Source organism: Micromonospora qiuiae, from assembly GCF_016863555.1.
Taxonomy (GTDB): Bacteria; Actinomycetota; Actinomycetes; order Mycobacteriales; family Micromonosporaceae; genus Micromonospora; species Micromonospora qiuiae.
Window position 1 is genome coordinate 189,192 of sequence record NZ_BOPC01000013.1, and the last position, 21,716, is coordinate 210,907.

24 protein-coding genes and 1 pseudogene are annotated in these 21,716 nt (G+C 70.3%); 16 read left to right on the plus strand and 9 right to left on the minus strand.

Annotated elements, in window-relative coordinates:
• The first annotated feature begins 73 nt into the window (after positions 1-73).
• The 3 genes from Vqi01_RS05560 (at position 74) to Vqi01_RS05570 (ending at position 2,276) form a co-directional block, all read left to right on the plus strand.
• The gene (locus Vqi01_RS05560) at positions 74-817 is read left to right on the plus strand and encodes a M50 family metallopeptidase (RefSeq protein WP_204033413.1); all 744 of its coding nucleotides are present in this window, start codon (positions 74-76) and stop codon (positions 815-817) included.
• Between the two features lie 111 nt (positions 818-928).
• A complete protein-coding gene (locus Vqi01_RS05565; protein ID WP_204033414.1) occupies positions 929-1,429 on the plus strand; it encodes a SigE family RNA polymerase sigma factor in 501 nt (166 codons plus the stop codon).
• Positions 1,422-2,276: a hypothetical protein gene (locus Vqi01_RS05570; RefSeq protein ID WP_204033415.1), complete on the plus strand. Its 855-nt coding sequence runs from the start codon at positions 1,422-1,424 to the stop codon at positions 2,274-2,276. The genes Vqi01_RS05565 and Vqi01_RS05570 overlap by 8 nt, the downstream gene beginning before the upstream one ends.
• A gap of 31 nt (positions 2,277-2,307) precedes the next feature.
• Here the strand turns inward: Vqi01_RS05570 and Vqi01_RS30595 are convergent.
• A pseudogene (locus tag Vqi01_RS30595) lies at positions 2,308-2,421 on the minus strand (carboxyl transferase domain-containing protein); the annotation flags it as partial.
• A 48-nt stretch (positions 2,422-2,469) separates the two neighbouring features.
• Between Vqi01_RS30595 and Vqi01_RS05580 the strand changes: the two are divergent.
• Together Vqi01_RS05580 and Vqi01_RS05585 are read left to right on the plus strand one after the other, a co-directional pair.
• The gene (locus Vqi01_RS05580) at positions 2,470-3,366 is read left to right on the plus strand and encodes a biotin--[acetyl-CoA-carboxylase] ligase (protein ID WP_204033416.1); all 897 of its coding nucleotides are present in this window, start codon (positions 2,470-2,472) and stop codon (positions 3,364-3,366) included.
• A 188-nt stretch (positions 3,367-3,554) separates the two neighbouring features.
• Entirely contained in the window at positions 3,555-4,112 is a 558-nt protein-coding gene (locus Vqi01_RS05585; RefSeq protein ID WP_204033417.1) for a PH domain-containing protein, read from the plus strand.
• Positions 4,113-4,304: 192 nt separating this feature from the next.
• Here the strand turns inward: Vqi01_RS05585 and Vqi01_RS05590 are convergent, their stop codons facing one another.
• Together Vqi01_RS05590 and Vqi01_RS05595 are read right to left on the minus strand one after the other, a co-directional pair.
• A complete protein-coding gene (locus tag Vqi01_RS05590; protein ID WP_204033418.1) occupies positions 4,305-5,018 on the minus strand; it encodes a GtrA family protein in 714 nt (237 codons plus the stop codon).
• Positions 5,019-5,081: 63 nt separating this feature from the next.
• On the minus strand, positions 5,082-5,648 hold the full coding sequence (locus tag Vqi01_RS05595) for a GtrA family protein (protein WP_204033419.1): 567 nt from the start codon (positions 5,646-5,648) through the stop codon (positions 5,082-5,084).
• Positions 5,649-6,031: 383 nt separating this feature from the next.
• Here Vqi01_RS05595 and Vqi01_RS05600 point away from each other — a divergent pair, with 383 nt between their 5' ends.
• The 3 genes from Vqi01_RS05600 (at position 6,032) to Vqi01_RS05610 (ending at position 10,056) form a co-directional block, all read left to right on the plus strand.
• Positions 6,032-7,882, plus strand: a complete 1,851-nt coding sequence (locus Vqi01_RS05600; protein ID WP_204033420.1) for a phosphoenolpyruvate carboxykinase (GTP) — start codon at positions 6,032-6,034, stop codon at positions 7,880-7,882.
• 230 nt (positions 7,883-8,112) lie between these two features.
• Positions 8,113-9,255 carry a geranylgeranyl reductase family protein gene (locus Vqi01_RS05605; protein WP_204033421.1) on the plus strand — a complete coding sequence of 381 codons (1,143 nt, stop codon included), beginning with the start codon at positions 8,113-8,115 and terminating at the stop codon, positions 9,253-9,255.
• A gap of 30 nt (positions 9,256-9,285) precedes the next feature.
• Positions 9,286-10,056: an isoprenyl transferase gene (locus Vqi01_RS05610; RefSeq protein WP_204033422.1), complete on the plus strand. Its 771-nt coding sequence runs from the start codon at positions 9,286-9,288 to the stop codon at positions 10,054-10,056.
• 13 nt (positions 10,057-10,069) lie between these two features.
• Here the strand turns inward: Vqi01_RS05610 and otsB are convergent, their stop codons facing one another.
• From otsB to Vqi01_RS05625, 3 genes are all read right to left on the minus strand, one after another.
• On the minus strand, positions 10,070-10,894 hold the full coding sequence (gene otsB, locus Vqi01_RS05615) for a trehalose-phosphatase (RefSeq protein ID WP_204033425.1): 825 nt from the start codon (positions 10,892-10,894) through the stop codon (positions 10,070-10,072).
• Positions 10,895-10,961: 67 nt separating this feature from the next.
• Positions 10,962-11,315: a hypothetical protein gene (locus Vqi01_RS05620; RefSeq protein WP_204033426.1), complete on the minus strand. Its 354-nt coding sequence runs from the start codon at positions 11,313-11,315 to the stop codon at positions 10,962-10,964.
• 160 nt (positions 11,316-11,475) lie between these two features.
• Complete coding sequence (locus Vqi01_RS05625; RefSeq protein WP_204033427.1) at positions 11,476-11,916, minus strand: helix-turn-helix domain-containing protein; 441 nt, start codon at positions 11,914-11,916, stop codon at positions 11,476-11,478.
• 264 nt (positions 11,917-12,180) lie between these two features.
• Here Vqi01_RS05625 and Vqi01_RS05630 point away from each other — a divergent pair, with 264 nt between their 5' ends.
• The 5 genes from Vqi01_RS05630 to Vqi01_RS05650 all read left to right on the plus strand — a co-directional run bounded on the left by Vqi01_RS05630 (position 12,181) and on the right by Vqi01_RS05650 (position 16,418).
• Complete coding sequence (locus tag Vqi01_RS05630) at positions 12,181-12,525, plus strand: hypothetical protein (protein WP_204033429.1); 345 nt, start codon at positions 12,181-12,183, stop codon at positions 12,523-12,525.
• A gap of 28 nt (positions 12,526-12,553) precedes the next feature.
• Positions 12,554-12,889: a hypothetical protein gene (locus tag Vqi01_RS05635; RefSeq protein WP_204033430.1), complete on the plus strand. Its 336-nt coding sequence runs from the start codon at positions 12,554-12,556 to the stop codon at positions 12,887-12,889.
• Positions 12,890-13,216: 327 nt separating this feature from the next.
• Complete coding sequence (gene phoH2, locus Vqi01_RS05640) at positions 13,217-14,629, plus strand: RNA 5'-3' helicase PhoH2 (RefSeq protein ID WP_204033431.1); 1,413 nt, start codon at positions 13,217-13,219, stop codon at positions 14,627-14,629.
• 294 nt (positions 14,630-14,923) lie between these two features.
• Positions 14,924-15,595: an aggregation-promoting factor C-terminal-like domain-containing protein gene (locus tag Vqi01_RS05645; RefSeq protein ID WP_204033432.1), complete on the plus strand. Its 672-nt coding sequence runs from the start codon at positions 14,924-14,926 to the stop codon at positions 15,593-15,595.
• Between the two features lie 169 nt (positions 15,596-15,764).
• Complete coding sequence (locus Vqi01_RS05650; protein WP_204033433.1) at positions 15,765-16,418, plus strand: rhomboid family intramembrane serine protease; 654 nt, start codon at positions 15,765-15,767, stop codon at positions 16,416-16,418.
• A gap of 37 nt (positions 16,419-16,455) precedes the next feature.
• On the opposite strand, the gene Vqi01_RS05655 is transcribed toward Vqi01_RS05650, so the two are convergent.
• Together Vqi01_RS05655 and glpX are read right to left on the minus strand one after the other, a co-directional pair.
• Positions 16,456-17,439: a DMT family transporter gene (locus Vqi01_RS05655; protein WP_372444312.1), complete on the minus strand. Its 984-nt coding sequence runs from the start codon at positions 17,437-17,439 to the stop codon at positions 16,456-16,458.
• Between the two features lie 4 nt (positions 17,440-17,443).
• Positions 17,444-18,469 carry a class II fructose-bisphosphatase gene (glpX, locus tag Vqi01_RS05660; RefSeq protein WP_204033434.1) on the minus strand — a complete coding sequence of 342 codons (1,026 nt, stop codon included), beginning with the start codon at positions 18,467-18,469 and terminating at the stop codon, positions 17,444-17,446.
• Positions 18,470-18,634: 165 nt separating this feature from the next.
• Between glpX and Vqi01_RS05665 the strand changes: the two genes are divergently transcribed.
• The 3 genes from Vqi01_RS05665 to Vqi01_RS05675 all read left to right on the plus strand — a co-directional run bounded on the left by Vqi01_RS05665 (position 18,635) and on the right by Vqi01_RS05675 (position 21,207).
• Positions 18,635-19,282: a DUF4245 domain-containing protein gene (locus tag Vqi01_RS05665; protein WP_204033436.1), complete on the plus strand. Its 648-nt coding sequence runs from the start codon at positions 18,635-18,637 to the stop codon at positions 19,280-19,282.
• A gap of 99 nt (positions 19,283-19,381) precedes the next feature.
• Positions 19,382-20,182 (plus strand): hypothetical protein, encoded by an 801-nt coding sequence (locus Vqi01_RS05670; protein ID WP_239098202.1) that lies wholly within the window; start codon positions 19,382-19,384, stop codon positions 20,180-20,182.
• A gap of 179 nt (positions 20,183-20,361) precedes the next feature.
• Complete coding sequence (locus Vqi01_RS05675) at positions 20,362-21,207, plus strand: hypothetical protein (RefSeq protein ID WP_204033437.1); 846 nt, start codon at positions 20,362-20,364, stop codon at positions 21,205-21,207.
• Between the two features lie 229 nt (positions 21,208-21,436).
• Here Vqi01_RS05675 and Vqi01_RS05680 read toward each other — a convergent pair whose 3' ends face one another.
• Positions 21,437-21,682, minus strand: a complete 246-nt coding sequence (locus Vqi01_RS05680; protein ID WP_204033464.1) for an exodeoxyribonuclease VII small subunit — start codon at positions 21,680-21,682, stop codon at positions 21,437-21,439.
• Positions 21,683-21,716 lie beyond the last annotated feature (34 nt).

A 21,716-nucleotide genomic window follows, 5' to 3' on the forward strand; every position in this document is an offset into this window, starting at 1 on the left:
CCTGGTGATCAGCGCAGGAATGGCCGCCCGCTGGGGGACCGGGGCCGGAATGCGAACGGTAGGCTCGCGCCCCATGGTGTCGATCGAGGGCATGACGGAGTTCTGGGACCGCCTGCTCGGCGCGCAGCCCGACCCGCCCCCGCTGCTGGTGCTGCTCACCGGCCTCGTCGCGCTGCTGGTGGTCTCCACCCGGTTGCCGTGGCGGGTCGCGCGCAACGCGATCACCATCGCCCACGAGGGCGGTCACGCCCTGGCCGCGCTGCTCACCGGACGCAAACTGCGCGGCATCCGGCTGCACTCGGACACCTCGGGGCTGACGCTCTCCGCCGGCCGTCCCACCGGCCCGGGCATGGTGCTCACTCTGCTCGCCGGCTACATCGCGCCACCCCTGATCGGCCTCGGCGGGGCGTGGCTGCTCGCCAGCAATCGGATCACGCTGCTGCTCTGGATCGCGGTGGTCCTGTTGCTGGCCATGCTGGTCATGATCCGCAATCTGTTCGGCGTGCTGTCGTTGCTGGTCACCGGCGGGGTGGTGCTCGCCGTCTCGTGGTACGCCAGCCCGCAGGTGCAGGCCGCCTTCGCCTGGACGAGTGTGTGGTTCCTGCTCCTCGGCGGCGTACGTCCGGTGGTCGAGCTGCAGCGGCTGCGTACCCAGCGTGGGATGCCCGCCTCCGACGCCGACCAACTGGCCGGCATCACCGGGTTTCCGGCGTTCTTCTGGGTCACCCTCTTCGGCCTGGTCAACCTTGCTGTGCTGGTCGTCGGCGGTCTGATGCTGGCCGGCCCGCTGCTGTCGGAGGCCGGCGTCACCTGGTGACCCGGGGCCATCCGGCCCCGACGGGTTCGCGCGATGTCGATAGTTTGGGTGCTCCGGCAACCGCGCCCACCCCCTGGTGCGTGTCCCCTACGACCCGCAGGGAGGTGGCAGGTGCCGGAGGTCGACGGGTTCGACGAGTTCTACCGGGGCAGCCGGCAACGCGTGCTCGGCTTCGTCTACGTGCTGACCGGGGACCTCGCCGAAGCCCAGGACGTCGTCCAGGAGGCGTACGTACGGGCGTGGCAACGATGGTCCACCGTAGGGGACTACGACGACCCCGAGGCGTGGGTACGGGTGGTGGCCAGCCGGCTCGCGGTGAGCCGTTGGCGCAGCCTGCGCAGTCGGGCTCGGGCCTACCTGCGGCACGGAGCTGTGGAGAGCGTCCCCCCACCGGGCACGGAAACCGTCGAGGTGGTCGCCGCCCTGCGCCGCCTGCCCGAGGAACAGCGGGTCGCCATCGCGCTGTACTACCTGGTCGGCATGCCGGTCGCCGAGGTGGCGCGGCAGACCTCAGCCCCCGTTGGCACGGTCAAGGCCCGCCTCTTCCGGGGGCGCGCCGCGCTCGCCGGGCTGCTCGCCGTCACTGACCTGGAGGAGGCTTCCGGTGCATGACGAGATGACGTTCGTCGAGCGACTCCACAACGATCTGCGCGATGTCCGCTGGCCGGAACCTGCGGTGCTGCGTGCGCGGGCCCGCCGCCGGCGACGCCGGGCCATGGTGGGCGCGGCGATCGCAGTGCTGCTCCTGGCCGGCGGGCCGATGATCGTGGGGATGCGTCTCGTGGCGCCGCCCACCTCCTCGCTACAGTCGCAGGCGTCGTCTCCGGCACCCGCCGCGATTCCACAAGAGGCGCTGGTGCAGCCGGGAGACATCGCCGCGAAGACCGATCCGCCGCTCGGCCAGGCGGGTCTCGGTGAGCCGGTGCGGATCGACCAGATGCTGCTGGTCTGTCTTGAGTCGCAAGGGCGGACAACCTATTGGGAAACGTCCCGGTACTCGCGTTCGCAGACCCTGCTGCGGACGTCTGCGAGGACGGAACCGGGGCCCGCCGACGTGGTGTTCAGCCAGGATGTCTACCGGCTCGCACCGGAGAGAGTCGCTGGCTTCTTCATGCGGCTCGACGCGATGCTCGCACCGTGCGCGAGGTGGCGATCGGAGGGCGAGGCCCAGTGGGGGGGCCGGATCGCGCGGGCCGAGGCGGACCACCGGTGGGAGGTGACCGACCGCGACTTCGCCGGCGACGAGGCGATGCTGATCCGGCAAACCGTCACGGAAACCCGCAACCTGGACACCGGGGGGAGCCGGGGAACGGCACGCCCTGAGACGACCGCTGTGCTGCGGGTCGGCGACCTGGTCACGGTGCTGAGGCTCGGCCGCGACGGCACCGAGTCCGAGTTGCGCCGGCTCGCCGCCGTCGCGGCCGATCGGCTCTGCGTGGCGGCCAACCCGGTCTGTTGACGCCCAGGATGCCCGGCGGTTCATCCAGTCTGCAGACCTGCCGGCCGTCGATGGTGCCGTAGCCGGTGAGCACGCCGTCGCCGTAGGGGCGGGTCTTCTCCAGGCCGAAGTTGGTGCAGCGGTGCCGGGCGAGATGGTTCAGGTCACCGACGGTGTGCGGTGTGCCTGAGTCACGCAGCCGTAGGCTGGCGGAATGCCACGTTCGCCGTACACCGATCTGGATCGCCCGCCGCTGTCGGCGGCGCGGCTGCGCCGGGCGCTGGTCGCGCCGTACGGCCCGTGGTCGCGCCTGGAACTGCGCACCGAGACCGGCTCCACCAACGCCGATGTCGCTGCGGCGGCCCAGGCCGGAGAGCCGGAGGGCCTGGTCGTGGTCGCCGAGCGGCAGACCGCGGGGCGGGGGCGGCGCGGGCGGGCCTGGCAGTCGCCGCCGCGGGCCGGCATCGCGACCAGCGTGCTGCTCCGGCCCGGACAGGCCGTGCCGGACCGCGGCTGGCTGCCCGCAGCATCCGTGAGGTACGGCTGGCTGCCGTTGCTGGCCGGTGTGGCGCTGGTCGAGGCGGTGACCCGGCTGGCCGAGCTGGAAGCCGCCCTGAAGTGGCCGAACGATCTGCTCATCGGCGGGTCCAAGTGCGCCGGGATCCTCGCCGAGGCGGTGCCCGGCCCCACACCCGGCGACCCGCCCGCGGTCGTGCTCGGTATCGGGCTGAACGTCACGCTGCGTGCCGACGAGTTGCCGGAATACCCGACCGGCCTGCCGGCCACCTCGCTGCACCTTGCCGGTGCCACGGCCACCGATCGGGATCCGCTGCTGCGCGCCCTGCTCCGCTCGCTCGCCGACTGGTACGCCCGCTGGCGGGCCGCCGGTGGCGATGCGACGGCCAGCGGCCTGCGTGACGCGTACCTGGCGGTGTGCGCCACCGTCGGCCGCGAGGTCCGCGCCCTGCTTCCCGATGGCACCACCCTCACCGGCACCGCCACTACCATCGACCAGGACGGCCACCTACTCCTGACCACCCCCCCTCCCACCCCCACCAGCCCGCCCACCACCCACTCCCTCTCCGCCGCCGACCTCCTCCACCTCCGCTGACCCCCACCCCCCACCCCCCACGCGATCATGCAGTTTTTGTCGGGGCGAATCGGGTCTTAAGGTGTGAAACGGCGACCAAAAGTGCAAGATCGCGCGGGGTTGGGGGGTGGCGCGTGGCCGGGTGGTGGATGTGGGGAGTTGCGGTGGGGGGTTAGCGTCTGCGCGTCCGGTTCTGCGAGGAGGTTTCCGTGGCGTTTCCCGAGGACGTGCTCACCGAGGACGAGCATGTCGTGCTGCACCTGCACCCACACTGGAAGGCCCTGATCCGGCCGGTGGCGGTGCTGGTGCTCGCCATCGCCGCGGTGGCGGCCGGTGTCCTGTTTCTCCCCTCCGGCGGTGGCGGCTCGATAACGCTCGCCGTGATCGGCGGCCTGTCCGTGCTGGCGGTGCTGTGCCTGAGCGCTTGGCCCTACATCGCCTGGCGCACCACGCACTACCTGTTCACCAACGAGCGGGTGGTGCTCCAGCACGGGGTCTTCTCCCGGGAACGGCGGGACATTCCGCTCAGCCGGGTCAACGACCACTCGATGAACCAGCGTTTCGTCGGGCGTCTGCTGGGCTACGGCACCCTGACCATCGAGTCGGCCGGTGAGCGGGGACAGTCCGTGCTGGTCGACGTGCCGAAGGTGGACCGGGTCCAGACGAAGCTCTACGAGCTTGTCGAGGCGTTCCACGACAAGCACTCGCTGGGCGACGGCGAGTTGCGCGAGATCCTCGCCGAGCGCGACCGGAGCGCCGACGCCTGATCAGGCCGCCGGCCCTTCGTCGGGGTGAAATTCGAACGCCCGCCGACCGAGCGGCGGGCGTTCGGCCGGGCGTTGTGGGCTTTCGGGTGTTCGGCCGGGCGTTCGGGCGTTGTGGGCTTTCGGGTGTTCGGCCGGGCGTTCGGGTGATCGGCCGGGCGTTCGGGTGATCGGCCGGGCGTTCGGGTGATCGGGTCAGCGGCGACGGAAGCGGCGTGGTGCCGGGGCGACGTGGAGCTCGGCCAGTTCGGCTTCGAAATCCCCGTTCAGCGCCGCGGTCAGATCGGCCTGGGTGCTCAGCGACCGGGCCCGTGGCTGGAGCGGGCGGGGACTGGTTCCCGGTTGCCCCGCCGGTGGCTCCTCTTCCTCCAACTCTGTGACGGACTCGGCGAGTTCGGCGACCGGGTCCATCTCGGCCATCGTGTCCCACTCGTCGCGCGGCAGGCCCTGCCACGTCTCGGCGGCCTCGGGGGGCGCTGCGGGCTGGAAGACGAAGGTCCGGTACGACCAGAAGCGGAACAGGGTCGCCAGCACCACGCCGCCGGTCTTGGCGATGTTCAACGCCAACAGTCCGGTCACGCCCAGCCCGTACTTGGCGGCGGCGAGTACGCCGACCTCGATCAGCAGGCCCACCCCGTTGAAAAAGAAGAAAAGGGCATATTCTCGACGTAGCGCAGATTTCGGGCGATCGCGGTAGGTCCAGTGCCGATTCATCAGATACGACGTGATGGTCGCCACCAGGGTGGCAACCACCGTCGCCTTTAGCTGACCGTCGACGAAAACGGTGAGTGCGAGTGCGTTGAACACGGCGTAATTGATGACCGTGTTGATGCCGCCGACCAGGCCGAATTTGAACGCCTCGTGGAGGAACTTCTGCCAGCGCTCAGGCAGCAGTCGGGCGAGAGGCATGCGAAACACCTTAGGGCAGTGGACTGAGATCGGCCGGTTCCGTCCGGGTCTGTGGGCGACAGCTCACGCCCGTAGATCCGGGTGCACTTCCGCGACGCTTGGAGTTCCCGGTTCCACGAAGACGAACCGCCGGTACGACCAGAAGCGGAACATCGTCCCGAGCCCGGTGCCGACGATGTAGCTGGCTATGTTGTCGGCGAGCCGGTTCTGGAAGATCTCCGGCCAGAGGCTGCCGAGCCCGTACCGGCTGATGGCCAGGCACGCCACCGCGATGCCCAGGCCGACGGCGTTGAAGACGAAGAACAGGGCGTACTCACGGGCCGGGTTGGAGCGCTTCCGGTGCCGCCAGGTCCAGAACCGGTTGCCCAGGAAGGCGAAGGTCGCCGCGGCCACCGTGGAGATGGTCTTGGCGGTGATCTGCTCGACGCCCTGCGGGCCGATGAGGTAGTTGAACAGGACGAAGTCGAGGATGAAGGCGACCCCGCCCACGGTGGCGAACTTGCTCAACTCCCGTACGAGATGACCGAACCGGTCGAGCAGCGATCGCACCAGACCCGTGCGGGTCGGCGGGGACTCGGACTCCCCGGTCATCGTGGCGGCCACCGTGCGAGCGTACCGGTTGAGGGCCATCCGGACGGGTAGCAACGGCCAGCGGGGTCCGCCGGGGCGGCGAGACGAACGAGCACGAACGGAGCCTAACCGCCGACTGTCGGCTCCGGAGTTGCTTGTCCTTCTGGTCGGCTGGTCGCGGAGGGCCGGCCCGGGCCCCCGGAGCCGCCCGAGCAGAGATCGCCGCAGGATTTGCGTGAAACTGCGCGCGAAAGCGGGTAAAGGCCCGTGAAGCCGCAGCGTGGCCGCACCTTGTGCAGTTATTCACAACCGGTCCCACTGACTGACGAGGTCAACCGGTTTACGCTGAGCCCAATCCCAGGTTCCCACGAAGGCGACGCAGTGCGCCGCCGATACTCGTGCACTCCATAGACCGGTCAGCGTCGACCACAAGGAGATGTGTCATGGTTGCTCCGGCCACCGTTCGGGGGATCGATCAGGCCCCGACTTCCCACCCCAAACTGCTCGCCTGGGTCCGTGAGGTCGCTGAACTGACCACCCCTGAGCAGGTTGTCTGGGTGGACGGGTCCGATCAGGAATGGCGTCGGCTCACCGACGAGCTGGTCGAGGCCGGCACCCTCGTCCGTCTGAACCCCGAAAAGAAGCCCAACTCGTTCTACTCGCGAACGGATCCGACGGACGTCGCGCGGGTCGAGGAGCGTACATTCATCTGCTCCGTCGATGAAGCGGACGCCGGACCCACCAACAACTGGATGGCGCCGGCCGAGATGAAGCGCATCCTGACGGATTTGTACCGCGGTTCGATGCGTGGGCGGACGATGTACGTCATTCCGTTCGTCATGGGCCCCGTCGAGGCCGAAAACCCGATGTTCGGCGTGGAGATCACCGACAGTGCGTACGTGGTCGCCTCCATGCGGATCATGACGCGGATGGGCGCCAAGATCCTTGAGGCGATGGGCGACGACGCGGATTTCGTGCACGCGCTGCACTCGATCGGCGCGCCGCTGGCCCCCGGGCAGCAGGACGTGGCCTGGCCGTGCAACGACACCAAGTACATCTCGCACTTCCCGGAGACCCGGGAGATCTGGTCCTTCGGCTCCGGCTACGGTGGCAACTCGCTGCTCGGCAAGAAGTGCTACTCGCTGCGGATCGCCAGCGTGATGGGGCGCGACGAGGGCTGGCTCGCCGAGCACATGCTGATTCTCAAGATCACCTCTCCGGAGGGGCGGGTCTACCACATCGCCGGAGCGTTCCCTTCGGCCTGCGGCAAGACCAACCTGGCCATGCTTGAGCCGACCATCCCGGGCTGGAAGGTCGAGACGATCGGTGACGACATCGCCTGGATGCGGTTCGGCCCGGACGGCCGGCTGTACGCGATCAACCCCGAGTACGGCCTGTTCGGCGTCGCGCCGGGCACCGGTTGGAAGAGCAACGCCAACGCGATGCGGACGCTGGACCGGGGCAACTCCATCTTCACCAACGTCGGCCTCACCGACGACGGAGACGTCTGGTGGGAGGGCATGGGTGACCCGCCCGCCCACCTCATCGACTGGAAGGGCCGGGACTGGACGCCGGAGAGCGACGAGCTTTCCTCGCACGCCAACAGCCGGTTCTGCACCCCGATCACGCAGTGCCCGATCCTCGCCGAGGACTACTACGACCCCAACGGGGTGCCGATCGACGCGATCCTGTTCGGCGGCCGGCGCCGCGACACCGTCCCGCTGGTGACCGAGGCCCGGGACTGGGCGCACGGTGTCTACCTGGGTGCCACGCTCTCCTCGGAGACCACCGCTGCCGCCTCCGGCGCGGTGGGCGTCGTCCGCCGCGACCCGATGGCGATGTTGCCGTTCATCGGCTACCACGCCGGTGACTACTTCCGGCACTGGATCGAGATGGGCAAGGGCGCCGACGGCGACGAGTCGAAGCTGCCGAGGATCTACTACGTCAACTGGTTCCGTAAGGACCCGGAGGGCAACTTCCTCTGGCCCGGCTTCGGCGAGAATGCCCGGGTGCTCAAGTGGATCATCGAGCGTATCGAGGGCCGGGCGGAAGCGGTGGAGACCCCCATCGGGATGGTCCCCGCGCCGGACTCCCTCGACGTCGAGGGCCTGGACATGACCCCGGAGGATGTCCGGATCGCCCTCAAGGTCGACCCGGACGAGTGGCGGGACGAACTGCCGCTCGTCACCGAGTGGTTCGAGAAGTTCGGCGACAAGCTGCCCGGCGTACTGTGGGCCGAGTTGGACGCCCTGCGGGCCCGACTCGACGCGGAGCAGCCGCAGCGGGGGGTGTGATCCGCGCCCGGTCCGGGCATCATCGGATTCCATGAGGACGGCCGCCGAGACCGAGGTCCGGCGGCCGTCCGCCGTCCGGGCGCTCACCACACCGCTCGCGGTCACCGCCGCGGCCTCCCACCACAACACGCTCTGCTCTGCTTCAACCGGCGCAACAAATTCGCGACCATGACGGTGCGCGGGTTGAAGCAGAGCAAAGAGGGGCTGTCGGGGATACGGGAGGAGGGACTGTGCGCGACGAGTTCGACGTGGTGGTGGTCGGGGCGGGGCCGGCCGGGGCGGCCGCGGCGTTGGCGGCCCGCCGAGCGGGGGCCGAGGTGCTGTTGCTGGACCGCGCCGACTTTCCGCGGGACAAGGCGTGCGGTGACGGGATCGCCGCGCACGCCCTGGACGTACTCGCCGAACTTGGAGTGGCCGACGCCGTGGCCGGCCACCCGCCGGTGCCGGCGCTGCGGTTGATCGCCCCGCGTGGCGGCGCGGTGGCCCGGGTGCTGCCGAGGCCCGCGTACACGGTGCCGCGGAAGGTCTTCGACGCCCGGCTGGTGGCGGCGGCGGTCGACGCCGGTGCGCTGCTGCGCCGCCGTACGGTACGGCGGGTCGAGACGCGGCCCGATCGGGTGGTGCTCGACGGCGAGATTTCCGCGCGGGTGCTCGTCGGCGCGGACGGCGCTGGCTCCGTCGTCCGCCGAGCGTTGGGCCAGCGGGCCAATCCCGATCGTCACCTGGCGCTGGCGATCCGGGGATACGCACCCGCACCGCCCGGTCCACCGGTCCAGCTCATCGTCACCTCGGCCGCCCGTTGGCCAGCGTACGCCTGGTCCTTCCCGATCGGTGACGGCCGCGCGAACGTCGGTTACGGCGAGGTGTTGCGGGGTGAGGCGTTGAGCCGGGAGCATCTGCTCGACCGGCTCGCCGCCCTGCTACCCGGTACCGGATCGGCGAGGGTGACCGGGCTGCGGGCCCATCACCTGCCGTTGTCCACCTTCCGGCCGCTGCCTGGGCGCGGTCGCGTACTCCTCGCTGGCGACGCGCTGTCGCTGATCAATCCGTTCACCGGTGAGGGGATCTTCTATGCGCTGCGCTCCGGCGCCCTGGCCGGCGTCGCCGCGACCAGCGCACCCGAGCAGGCCGCCCGGTGGTACGCGCTGGCGCTGCGCCGCCGGCTCGGCACCCACCTGCGGCACAGCTCGATGGCGGCCTGGCTGGCCCGGCATGTCCGGATCGTCGACGCGGCGGTGCTGGCGGCCCGCCGAGACGAGCGGGTCTTCGACACAATGGTCGAACTGGGCCTGGGCGACGGTCTGCTGAATGCAAGGACGCTGGGACTGATTGCCCTCGGCCTCTCGGCGCGGCATCGGCCACCGGCACACTGATCCGCGTGCGGGCTCGCTACTCTGCAAGTGATGACTCTGCGGAAACTTCTCTACTCCGTGTACGAGCGGCGGCTGGCGGCCAAGCTCGCGGGCCGCCCGGTGCCCCGCCACGTGGGCGTGATGTGCGACGGCAACCGCAGGTGGGCCCGGGAGATGGGTTTTGTCGACCCGAACGACGGGCACCGCATGGGCGCCGAGCGGATCAAGGAGCTGCTGCGCTGGTGCGACGCCGCCGGCGTGGGGCACGTGACGCTCTGGTTGCTCTCCACCGACAACCTGTCCCGGCCGGCAGCGGAGCTGGATCCGCTGCTCAAGATCATCGAAGATCTGACCACCGAACTGGCCGAGGAGAACAATCCCTGGCGGCTGCGCATGGTGGGTGCGCTCGACGTCCTGCCGGCGGGTCTCGCCGCGGCCCTCAAAGCCGCCGAGGAACGGACCCGGGGCCGCTCCGGCAGCGCCCAGGTGAACATCGCGGTCGGGTACGGCGGCCGGCGGGAGATCATCGACGCGGTGCGCTCGCTGCTGCTGGAGCAGGCGGCGAACGGCGGCACGCTGGAGGAGCTGGCCGGGTCGCTGGACGTCGACGACATCTCGGAGCACCTGTACACCCGGGGCCTGCCGGATCCGGATCTGATCATCCGGACCAGCGGGGAGCAACGCCTCTCGGGCTTCATGCTCTGGCAGTCGGCGCATTCGGAGTTCTACTTCTGCGAGCTGAACTGGCCGGACTTCCGCCGGGTCGACTTCCTCCGCGCGCTGCGCTCGTACGCGACCCGCCAACGCCGTTACGGGGTCTGAACAGCCCCTTTCCTCAGCGGAGGTGATGGGCGGCTGCGGTGAGGAAGTCGCCCAGCGCGGCCGGAGAGTCGATGGTGAGATCGGCGGCCTCGGCCACCTCGTGCCCGGTCTCCGGGTTGGCGACGGCGACGCAGACGCCCAGGAAGTCCGGATCGGCGGCGGCCCGGGCCCGCAGCGCGGCGAACGCCTTGATGTCGGAGACGTCGTCGCCGAAGTACCAGGCTCCGCCCACCCCCTGCACCAGCTCGTCGATCACCATGCCCTTGTCCCGGTCGACCGGCGGCTTGACCTCCAGCACCATTCGCCCGACCTGTACCCGCAGGCCGAGGCGTTCGGCCTGGGCGTGCCCCCACTCCTCGACGGTGGCGGCGAGGTGCGGTGCGGTGCGCCAGTGCAGGGCCACGGAGAGTCGCTTGTACTCGACGAGGGTGCCCGGCGGCAGTTCGGCGCGGGCCAGGTCGGCGAGTTCGGCCATGGTGGGCACCCACGGCAGGGCGGCGGGCTCGGTCACGGTGGGACCGCCGGAGTGGCTGTGCTCCAGGCCGTAGAGCCCGTAGAGGTCGACGCCGGGCAGCCCGTCGAAGTGTTCCCGGAGGAACTCCACCGGCCGGGCGGAGACGATCGCGACCCGCCGTACCACCCGCGCAAGTGCCTCGATGGCGGCCAACACCTTCGGCGCGGGCTGTACCTGCGTCGGATCGTCAGCGACCGGCGCGAGCGTGCCGTCGAAGTCGAAGAAGAGGATTGTCTCGGTCGCCCGGTCGGCAGTGGTTCGCCAGGCCAGGTCGGCGTTCAGCGGGACCTTCGGCTGGGAATTGCCCAGATTCAACGGTGGCACGCGCGACAGCGTACCCCGGGTGCCGCGGGTCAATCCCGGCGTGGAAGTTGCGTGCAGCGGGTGGGGGTCAGCGTTCCGCGGCCCCCCGTCCCCGGCGGCCGAACGGCACCACGGCCGCCTCCTGACCGTGGCTGAGCAGGTAACCCTCGACGAAACCGGTGTTTCTGTCGCCGGTGTGCGCCTCGATCTCGCGGAGCCGCTCCACCAGGAACTCGGTGAGCGCGGTGAGCCGGTCGTTGAGCCGGTCGTGCAGCTCGGCGAGCACGGCCAGGATGATCGAGGTGCCGGCGGTGACGAGCGCAAGGAGGTTCACGAGCAGGGGTAACTGCCCGCCGTTCAGGGCCAGGGTCACCGCGTTTCCGGTGGCGCACAGCGTCAACGAGACCGTTGCGACCACGACTGTCAACCACTTCAGGGTCATGAGAGACCCTCCTTCTGTCCCGCAGGGCTGGGTTCGGCCTTGTCCCGTCCCCCCGCCGACGACGAGCCCAAGCAGTACGAATACGGACGCTAGCGCGCCCGTTCCGGCCCCGTAGCGAAACGATTGATCCTGACCTGCCGTTCTTTCGCCATCTGAGGAACTAGCCGGCCGCGTCCCCTCGTTTTCGGACATTCGTCGGAAGAGTGGGGCGGTATGCGAGGTAACGAATGGTTTCGCGGATGTGGAACTTCTCCGCGTCCGAGACCTCGGGGTCGACCAGCCGGCGCAGCAACGCCTCGACGTCGGGATCCATCGGTGGCGGAACCGGAGCCTCCCGGCGGGAGGTCTTCCGCTCCCAGCCCAGTGCCGCGAAGGCCGCGGCGGGGTCGAGCCCGAGGCCCTCGCAGAACGACACCACCCGCTCGGCGGCCGGGTCGCTGGCCCAGTCGCCACGTACCCAGCGGTTGATCGTCTGGCGCGAGACGCCGGTGCGCCGGGCCACCTCGGTGCCGCTCCAGGCCCGGGTCGCGCGGGCCTCGTCAAGGGCCCGCCGGACGAAGGTGGCGAAGGCGACTTTCCGCGCGTTGGTCGTCTCGGTCACCTCGCGACCGTACGACCGGCTGGCCTGACCAGAGGGCCTCGGCACGCGGTTGTCACGCTTGCGTGACGCCGGGATCGGCTGTCGGGTTACCGATGTAGCAGTGTTGTTGAGGGGTGCCACCTGGGCAGGATAGATGTGCGTAGGTGTAGAGGCAAACAAAGGGAAAGCTGATACTGTCACGTGCATGGGACAACCTACGGTGTGTCACGTGCATGAGACGATTGCTCATCGTCAGCGTCACGCGCCCGGTTCGAGGAGGGCCTGGTGACCGAACTGGCTACCCGCGCCCAGGCCTTTGGTCTGGTCGCAGAGGGCGTCGCGGCCGGGTTGAGCGCCCCCTGGCGCCTCTACCTTGCTCGGGGCTGTCGCTACCTCTCGTTGAGCGTCGGCGACCGGGCCGAATGGAACGCCTGGCGGACCCACCTCGGCTGCCCGGAACTCAGCGTCCGGGTCTACGACGCCGGTGGGGAGATACGTCGGTCGTCGATGGCCGAAGTAGTCCTGGACGGTTGCCGGATCAGTGTCGAGTTGGTGGAGGAGATCGGCACCGACGACCTAGACCGGCTGCTCGTCGCCGACCCCACCACGATCGAGCCGGAGGAGCGATGAGGCGCGCGCGAGGGATCGGAGCCGCCGGATGAGCCCCTTCCTCGCGATCTTCCTGGTCCTCGTGCTCGCCGCTACGAGCTACGCCGCCGGGCGGCTGCACGGGCAGCTCAGCTACCGGATCGGTTACCGCTTCGGCTATCGGCAGGGCTACTTCGACGGTGACCGCGGAGCGTGGAACCGACGCCGCCGGGAGGCCCAGGCCGCGATCGCCTCCGCCCTCGCCGTCACCACGCCCCCCGCCACCCGGGTCGCTGCCACGGTGGTCCGCGCGGGCACCACGTACACCGGGTCGTCGTTCGCAGAGCCGGCCGCCTCGGTCACCGGGCGGCACCCGACCGGCACCCTCGTTCGACGGACCGGCTGAGACCGGTCGACGGGCCTCGGCCCGTGCAGACGCGGTGCACCGTCTTGCGACGGGCGGGCGCCGCCGGGGCCACGGTCGGACCGGTGACGGTGGCCTCACCGGCCGGGATGCGCGCAGGGGGCATGCATCCCGGCCGGTTCACCGGCGGGCACTAGCCGGACGGGTTGCGGACGGCTAGCGTCTAGGCATGGCGCGGGATTGTCCCGGGCCAGCCGGCCCGCCCGGCCTGCGACCTCGCGCACGGGGCCCGCATCCGACCCCGTGTCCGCCGGGCACCGGAGGAGGCGGACCGCGGGTGGCCGGGTGCCCATCCGCCGGAGCAGGCCTGTGACGACTCGCCGTACGACCGCCGGTGCCGACCAGGGGCCGGCCGCGACTGCCACGACCCGCCGCACCACCCGGAGCCGCCGTGCCGGGGCCACCGGGTCGGCCGACACCAGGGAGCCCCGACCAGCGGGCCAATCCTTCGTCCTGGACACCTCCGTCCTGCTCAGTGATCCGGCGGCGTTCCACCGCTTCGCCGAGCACGAGGTGGTGCTCCCCCTGGTGGTGATCTCGGAACTGGAGGGCAAGCGACATCACCCCGAGCTGGGCTGGTTCGCCCGGCAGTCACTGCGCATGTTGGACGAGTTGCGGGTGCGCCACGGCCGGCTGGATCGGCCGATACCCGCCAACGATGACGGCGGCACGCTGCGGGTGGAGCTCAACCACACCGACGACGGAGTGCTGCCGCCGGGGCTACGCAACGAGTCCAACGATGCCCGGATCCTCTCCGTCGCGCTGAACCTCGCCGCCGAGGGACGGGAGGTGACGCTGGTCAGCAAGGACATGCCGTTGCGGGTGAAGGCCGCCTCGATCGGGCTGCGCGCGGACGAGTACCGGCACGGCCAGGCGAGTGACCCGACCTGGACCGGGATGGCCGAGCTGGACCTGGGCGAGGACGCGATCGCCCGGCTCTACGGCGGCGAGACCATCGACGTGGACGCGGCGGCCGGGCTGCCCTGCCACACGGGCCTGGTGTTGCACTCGACCCGGGGTTCGGCGCTCGGTCGGGTGCTACCGGACAAGACCGTCCGGCTGGTGCGTGGCGATCGTGAGGCGTTCGGCGTGCACGGGCGCTCCGCCGAGCAGCGGATCGCCCTCGATCTGCTGCTCGACGAGTCGATCGGCATCGTCTCGCTCGGCGGCCGGGCCGGCACCGGAAAGTCGGCCCTCGCCCTCTCTGCCGGGCTGGAGGCGGTGATGGAGCGCCGCCGGCACAAGAAGGTGATCGTCTTCCGTCCGCTGTACGCCGTCGGTGGCCAGGAACTGGGTTACCTGCCCGGCTCGGAGTCGGAGAAGATGTCGCCCTGGGCCCAGGCGGTCTTCGACACGCTCGGCGCGGTGGTGCACGAGAACGTGATCGAGGAGGTCGTCGCGCGCGGGCTGCTCGAGGTGCTGCCGCTGACCCACATCCGCGGCCGGAGCCTGCACGACGCCTTCGTCATCGTCGACGAGGCACAGTCGCTCGAACGCGGGGTCCTGCTGACCGTGCTCTCCCGGATCGGTCAGGGCTCTCGGGTGGTGCTGACCCACGACGTCGCGCAGCGGGACAATCTCCGGGTCGGCCGGCACGACGGTGTGACTGCGGTGATCGAAGCGCTGAAGGGCCATCAGCTCTTCGCGCACGTCACGCTGAGCCGTTCGGAGCGGTCGCCGATCGCCGCGATGGTGACGGATCTACTGGAGGACATCCCGTAGCGATGCCCGTCTCATGCCTATTTGGGCGTAGTTTTTGAGTGACCCACATCACAATTGATCCCGAGTGTTTCCCATCAGCCTCACTGTGCGCGATTGTGTCCCACGGGCTCCCACGCACCTTGCGTATCGCTGGTGATCGTTCACCCCTGAAGGGGACGGGCGGCTCGCCGGGGAGACGGACCGGTGCGTCGACGGTGACCGGTAACCCGCCGGTCACGGGTGCCCGCGGCGCGCTTCGGCCCAGTGCAGGCTCTGGTCGCGCCGCGTCCCTGACCCCGACGAAGGGATCACTTCGTGAGTCGGCCGTGGAGCCGGTTCGCCGCCCGCGGCGCTGCTGTAGCGCTGCTCTCCGTGGGCGTGGCCGGCGGTTTCTACCTCAGCGAGGACCGCCAGTCGCAGCGCCCCGGTCTCGGGGCGCAGGTGGCTGGTACCGTCACCGAAATCGACGTCGACTACCGGCAGGAGCAGCAGGTCTCCCGCCAGGTACGGGCCGCGCGGCAGCAGGCCGCCGAGGTCCGGAAGCGGGCCCGTGCCGCCGTCGAAAGGGCCCGGAAGGCCGAGGAGGCGGCGCGCAAGAAGGCCGCTGAGGAGAAGGCGGCCAAGGAGGCCGCAGAGCGGGCCCTCAAGCCGTACAACGGCCCGGTTCCAGCCTCCTGCAAGGAGTACGGCGGTCACCGTAAGACCGGCTGTGCACTGATGATCGACGCGGGTTTCAAGATCGACCAGTTCCCCTGCCTGGACCGGCTGTGGAACAAGGAGAGCGGCTGGAACCCGAAGGCCCACAACCGGTCCTCCGGTGCGTACGGCATTCCACAGGCGCTGCCGGGCAGCAAGATGGCCTCGGTCGGCGACGACTGGCAGACCAACCCGGCGACCCAGATCAAGTGGGGGCTCGGCTACATCGAGGGCCGGTACGGCACCCCCTGCAATGCCTGGACGCATTCGCAGAACAAGGGATGGTACTGACCTGACCGCCACGACGGGCGGGAGCCACCGGGTGACCGGGCTCCCGCCCGTCGTCGCGGTCAGCCGCAACTGCGTCGGACCCGGCCCAAGAATGCCCCGGACGGGCGGTGGACCGCTTTGGCGGGGCGAAAAGTGGCGGCTGTCGTCGTTTGCTGATAGCTCTTGACGGGTGACCCTGCACCCGGGAAGCGGCGACCCGCACCAGTTCGGCACCGAGGGCTTCTACGCGTCCATCGGCCGGGCCTTCGTCGCCATGTGCGCGGTGGTGCCGGTGCTTTTCCTGATCGAGGGCCTCGACCAGTGGCTCGGCGCCGGGTTCGACGGCGCCGCCGGCATCATTCCGCAGCGCATCGACGGCCTGGACGGCGTCTTCTTCTCGCCGTTCCTGCACCACGGCTTCGACCACCTCTACAGCAACAGCATTCCGCTGATCCTGCTCGGCACCTTCGTGCTGGCTGCGGGAGCCCGCCGTTTCCTCTGGTCCACCCTGGTGATCGTGCTGGTCAGCGGTCTGGGTGTGTGGTTCACCGGGTCACCCAACACGATCGTCGTGGGGGCCAGCGGGGTGATCTTCGGCTATCTCGGCATCCTGCTGACCCGGGGCATCTTCGAGCGGAGCTGGTGGAATTTCGCCGTCTTCCTGCTGGTCGGTCTCCTCTACGGTGGCCAACTGGTCGGCGTACTGCCGACTGACGAACGGATCTCCTGGCAGGGGCACCTGTTCGGGTTGCTGGGCGGCATCGTGGCGGCGATCATCTTCCGCCGCCGGCGGCCCGACCTCGGCGGGCCCTACCGCTCCGAGTCGCCGATGACCATGCCCTGAGCCCCACGTCGGATCGCCCCCGCCGCGGTCGCGGGCCCTACCGGTCGCCCGGTCCCGCGACCCGACCACCGAGCGCGGCGATCGTCACGGCGACGAGGGTGAGCAGGGCCCCGAGGAGGGTGGTCAGATCCGGGCGTGAGGCCGCTGTGGGAAGCAGCTCGTCCAGCAGCACCGCGCCGATCACCTGGCCGGCGATGGTGGCCAGGCCGAGCAGGAGTACGCCGGTGAGGTGAACCACGGCCGCGGCCACCGCGATGAACGCGACACCGATCAATCCACCGAGGTAGAGCCAGGGTTCGCTGGGCAGGCTCCCGGGCGGTCCACCGCGCAGGGCGAGGCTGGCGGCGAACGCGGCCAGCAGCACGACCGTGCCGACGGTGAAATTGACCAGCGTGGCGGTCAGGGTGCTGCCGGAGAGCATCCGGACCCGTCCGTTCACCGCCTGCTGCCAGGCCACTCCGACGCCGGCCAACAGGGGCAGCACGGCCAGGCCGACAGCCGCCGGCTGGCTGAGCCGGTCGCCGACGGCCAGCAGGACCGCGACCACGGTCAGCGCCGCCGCTCCCAGCCGGGCGGCGGTCACCGGTTGCCGGCCGCCGGAGCCGATGCCGGCCCGGTCGACGGCCAGACTGCTGCCCGACTGTCCGGCGACCACCGCCACGGTGAACACGGCCACACCGAGGGCGCCGACCGTGGTGCCCTGGGTGAACACCAGGAACGCTCCGCACGCGCCGCCGAGACACTGCCAGGGCCGCAGCGCGCCGCTGGTGAGCGCGTCGCGCAGTGCGCGCAGCCCGCGTCGCCCGCCACGGGTGGCGGGAACCAGCACCGACAACACCAGCAGGCCCAGCCCGAACGAGACGACCGCCGCAGCGAGACCGTCGCCCAGTCGCGCGCCCAACTCCCCGTTGATCCGCGACTGGACGGCCACGGCGATCCCGCCGATCGTCGCCAGTCCCACCGCGGCGGCCCGGCGGCGCGCCGACAGCCTCGGCGCGGTCGCCGTCGCAGCCGCACTCACACCATCACGTCTGCTCAGCCAGTGGGCGCCCGTCGAAGTCCACCGCCGAGTAGAGCGCCAGCTTCTCCAACCGGTGGTACGAGTCGATCACCCGGATCGTGCCGCTCCTGGAGCGCATCACGATCGACTGGGTGTATGCGCCGCCAGCCCGGTAACGCACGCCGCGCAGCAGATCCCCGGAGGTGATGCCGGTGGCCACGAAGAAGCAGTTGTCGCCGGTCACCAGGTCGTCGGTGGTGAGCACCCGGTCCAGGTCGTGCCCGGCAGCGATCGCCTTCTCCCGCTCGGCGTCGTCGCGTGGCCAGAGCTTGGCCTGCATCATCCCACCCATGCACTTGAGGGCACAGGCGGCGGTTATGCCCTCCGGCGTACCACCGATGCCCATCAACACGTCGATGTCGGTCTCGCCGCGGGCGGCGGCGATGGCACCGGCGATGTCGCCGTCGGAGATGAACCGGATACCCGCACCGGCCCGGCGGATCTGGTCGACCAGGTCGTCGTGCCGGCTCCGGTCGAGGACGCAGACCGTCACCTCGGACACGTCGGTGCCCTTGACCCTGGCGATCCGGCGCAGGTTCTCGGCGACCCCGGCGTTGATGTCCACGACGTCGGCGTAGATCGGACCGACGGCGAGCTTCTCCATGTAGAACACGGCGCTCGGGTCGAACATCGCACCCCGCTCGGCGACGGCCAGCACGGCCAGGGCGTTCGGCATGCCCTTGCTCATCAGCGTGGTGCCGTCGATCGGGTCGACCGCGACATCCACCTCCGGACCGCTGCCGTCACCGACCTCCTCGCCGTTGAAGAGCATCGGCGCGTTGTCCTTCTCGCCCTCGCCGATCACCACCACGCCCCGCATGGGAACCGAGTTGATCAGCTTGCGCATGGCGTCGACGGCGGCGCCGTCGCCGCCCTCCTTGTCGCCCCGGCCGACCCACCGGCCGGCGGCCATGGCCGCCGCCTCGGTGACCCGGACCAGGTCGAGGGCGAGATTGCGGTCGAGATTCTGTGGGCTCCTGGTGGTCGTCATCGAAACGGCTCCTCCTCGCGGCGTTGCGGGGTCGACCGGGCCGGAGGGCCTGGGTATGGCCACTGCCGGCTGTGCTCCTGATCCTCACACGATGGCGGATGCGGGAGCGGAGCGGGGCGGTGATGGGCCGGATACCGCCGGTCGGGCGGCTGCCAGAATGGTGGGGTGGAACCCGCACAGCCCGCCGACCGGGCACCCGTAGATTCGCCGTCGACCAGCGACCAGCCGGCCGTCGACCGGGCGGGCGGACCGGACGTACCCGACAAACAACCCCACCCGGCCGCGCCGCCGGCCCCGCCCGCCGTGCGGTCCGAGCGGTCGCCGCGGGACATGGCCATCTCGTTGCTGGTGCTGATGGTCCCGATCGTCCTGTTACTCGCCTTCTACCGCGGGTTTCTCGGCGGAGACCAGCCGAACACCGTCGACCCGACGCCAGCTTTCGAGCAGGCGCGGTCGGCCGGGGCGTTTCCGGTGAGCGAACCGACCGGGCTGAGCGAGGGGTGGCGGACCGTACGGGCCAGCTACCGATCGGCCGACGGGGGCGCGATCCTGCGCGTGGGGTATGTCACACCGGAGGGGCGAGGGCTCCAGATGGTGCAGAGCGACGTACCGCCGGAGCGGCTGCTGCCCACCGAGTTGACCGACGAGGGGCAGCCCCAGGGGCAGACCGACCTCGGTGCCAGCACCTGGCAGCGGTACACCGCGCGCGGCAACGAGCAGGCACTGGTGCTGCTCCAGCCGGGCCGCACCGTGATCGTGATCGGTGACGCCCGCGACAACGAGTTGCGGGAGATGGCCACGGCCGTCGACTGAGCGTTCCACGAATGTCGGGCCGATCCGCTACGCTCCCCGAGTTCGATGCCCGGCCGACACATCGGCCGGGCGGTTTTCCTGGTTGAAGAGAGACAATCTGTGAACATTCGACGCTGGAGCGTGGGGGTCATCGCCGCCGCGCTGCTCGTTCCCGGCGTAGCCGCCTGCAACTCCGGCACCACCGACTCGCCCACCGGGTCCTCGTCCGCGTCGGACGTCCCCGCCGACCCCAAGGAGGCGCTGGTCGCCTCCACCAAGGGCCTGGCCGAGGGCAACTTCACCTTCACGATCGCGGCCGACTCGATGAACGGCACGGGCGTGTTCCACAAGCCCAGTAACAGTGCCCAGATGGCCATGAAGGTGAGCGCCGAAGGCTTCGCCATGGAATTCGATCTCATCCAGATCCAGCCGGACACCTGGGTGAAGGTCGACCTGGGTGACCTGTTCGCCGGGATCCCGGGCATGGAAGCGTTCAAGGACAAGTACCAGCACCTCGACGCCACCAAGGCCGCCGGGAACAAGAACCTCGACCTGCTGAAGGACGGCACCGACCCGGCCGACGCGGCGGCGATGTTCAAGGGCGTCACCGACGTGCAGAAGACCGGCGAGGGCGCGTACAGCGGCAAGGTCGACCTCACCGCGGTGAAGGAGTCGGTCGCTGCCGACGAGGACATGCTCAAGACGCTGGGCGACCAGGCCAAGGAGATCCCGTTCACCGCGAAGCTGGACGCTGAGGGCCGGCTGACCGAGCTGGTCATCTCCGTGCCCGCGGTCGGCGAGGTCAAGGCGCAGGAAATCAAGGTCACCTACGCCGACTACGGCGCCGCGACCCCTGCCCAGAAGCCGTCGGCGGACCAGGTCATCGAGGCCAACGAGCAGATCTACGAGATGTTCAAGTAGGCCGGACGGCGGTACGCGAACGGGGGCGGGCTGGGCTCGCCCCCGTTTCGCGTCCGTGACGCCGCACTGCGGCGACGTGCCGCCGAGGCTCCGGTGATTGCGCGAGCCGCCGGCAGGGAACAGAAAGAGGTGAACCTCCGGCGCGTGCCGCGTCGGGTTGACCCTGCTGGGAGACATCGATGAGCGTACGACGAATGAGCGCCGCCCTGATGGCCGCCACGCTGCTCACGCCCACAGCCGCCGCCTGCACCGCCACCGGCGGCGGTAGTGCCGGGGCCACTGCCACACCATCCGCCACGGTCACCGCTGCCGCCACGGACGCCGCCGCTTCCGACGCCGACGCCAAGCAGGCGTTGCTCGATTCCACGCGGGAGATCAGCAAGGGCAACTTCCGGTTCCGGATGTCCGGCGTCGGATCCACCGCCGAGGGGCAGGTGCACCAGCCGAGCCAGAGCGCCGAGCTGCGGGTGAACATCGGCGATGCGGGCGACGACCTGGCGATGACCCTCGACCTCATCCACGCCAGGCCGGACAGCTGGGTCAAGCTGGACCTCAGCGGTGCGGCGGCGGCCGGGGTGCCCGGTCGCGACAAGCTCAACCTCGGCAAGTACCAGCATCTCGACCAACACCGGATCCGCGGCAACCGCAGCCTGGGCTTCGACTTCGACCAGGTCGACCCGGCCGGCAGCCAGGTGCTCACCCAGGCCGTCACCGAGGTACGCCGTACCGGCAACGGCGCGTACGCCGGCACCATCGACGTGTCGAAGGCCGCCGAGGCCGGCTCGCTCGACCAGGGGCTGATCACCGCGCTCGGCGCGCAGGCGAACTCGGTGCCGTTCACCGCGTCGACCGACGCGCAGGGACGCCTCACCGAGTTGGTCCTCCAGATCCCCGCCGTCGGCGAGGCGGCGGCCCAGGAGATCCGGGTCACGTACCGCGACTACGGCAACGCGACGGCCGCGCAGAAGCCCTCAGCCGACCAGGTCGTCGAGGCGCCGCCAGAGCTGTACAACCTCTTCGACTGAGCGGTTTTCGCCCCCGGCGTGCGATACCCGGCACGGGCCGCAACTCGTGCCGGGCTCAACCCGTCGCCTGCCTGTTGGGCTCGACCCGTCGCCTGCCTGTTGGGGCGTCGCGTGCCTGTTGGGCTCGACCCGTCGCTCTCCTGGCCGACTCAGCCCGTCTCGCTCGTGCCCGGGGTGTAGCTCGTTGCGCTCGTGCCCGGGGTGTAGTTCGTTGCGCTCGTGCCCGGGCTCAGCCCGTCGCCCTCTTGCCGGGCTCAGCGGCCGTTTCCTGCCGTGCGGCGTCGAGTCGGGCCCGGGCGCCGTCGAGCCAGCGTTGGCAGATCGCCGCCAGCGTCTCCCCGCGCTCCCAGAGCGCGAGCGACTCCTCCAGCGACGTGCCGCCGGTCTCCAGCCGCTCCACCACCGACGCGAGTTCGGCGCGGGCCTGTTCGTAGCTGAGCCGCTCGTCCGACCCGCCGCTTTCTCCATCACTCATCACCCCCATCTCAACACACCCCCACCCCCACCCC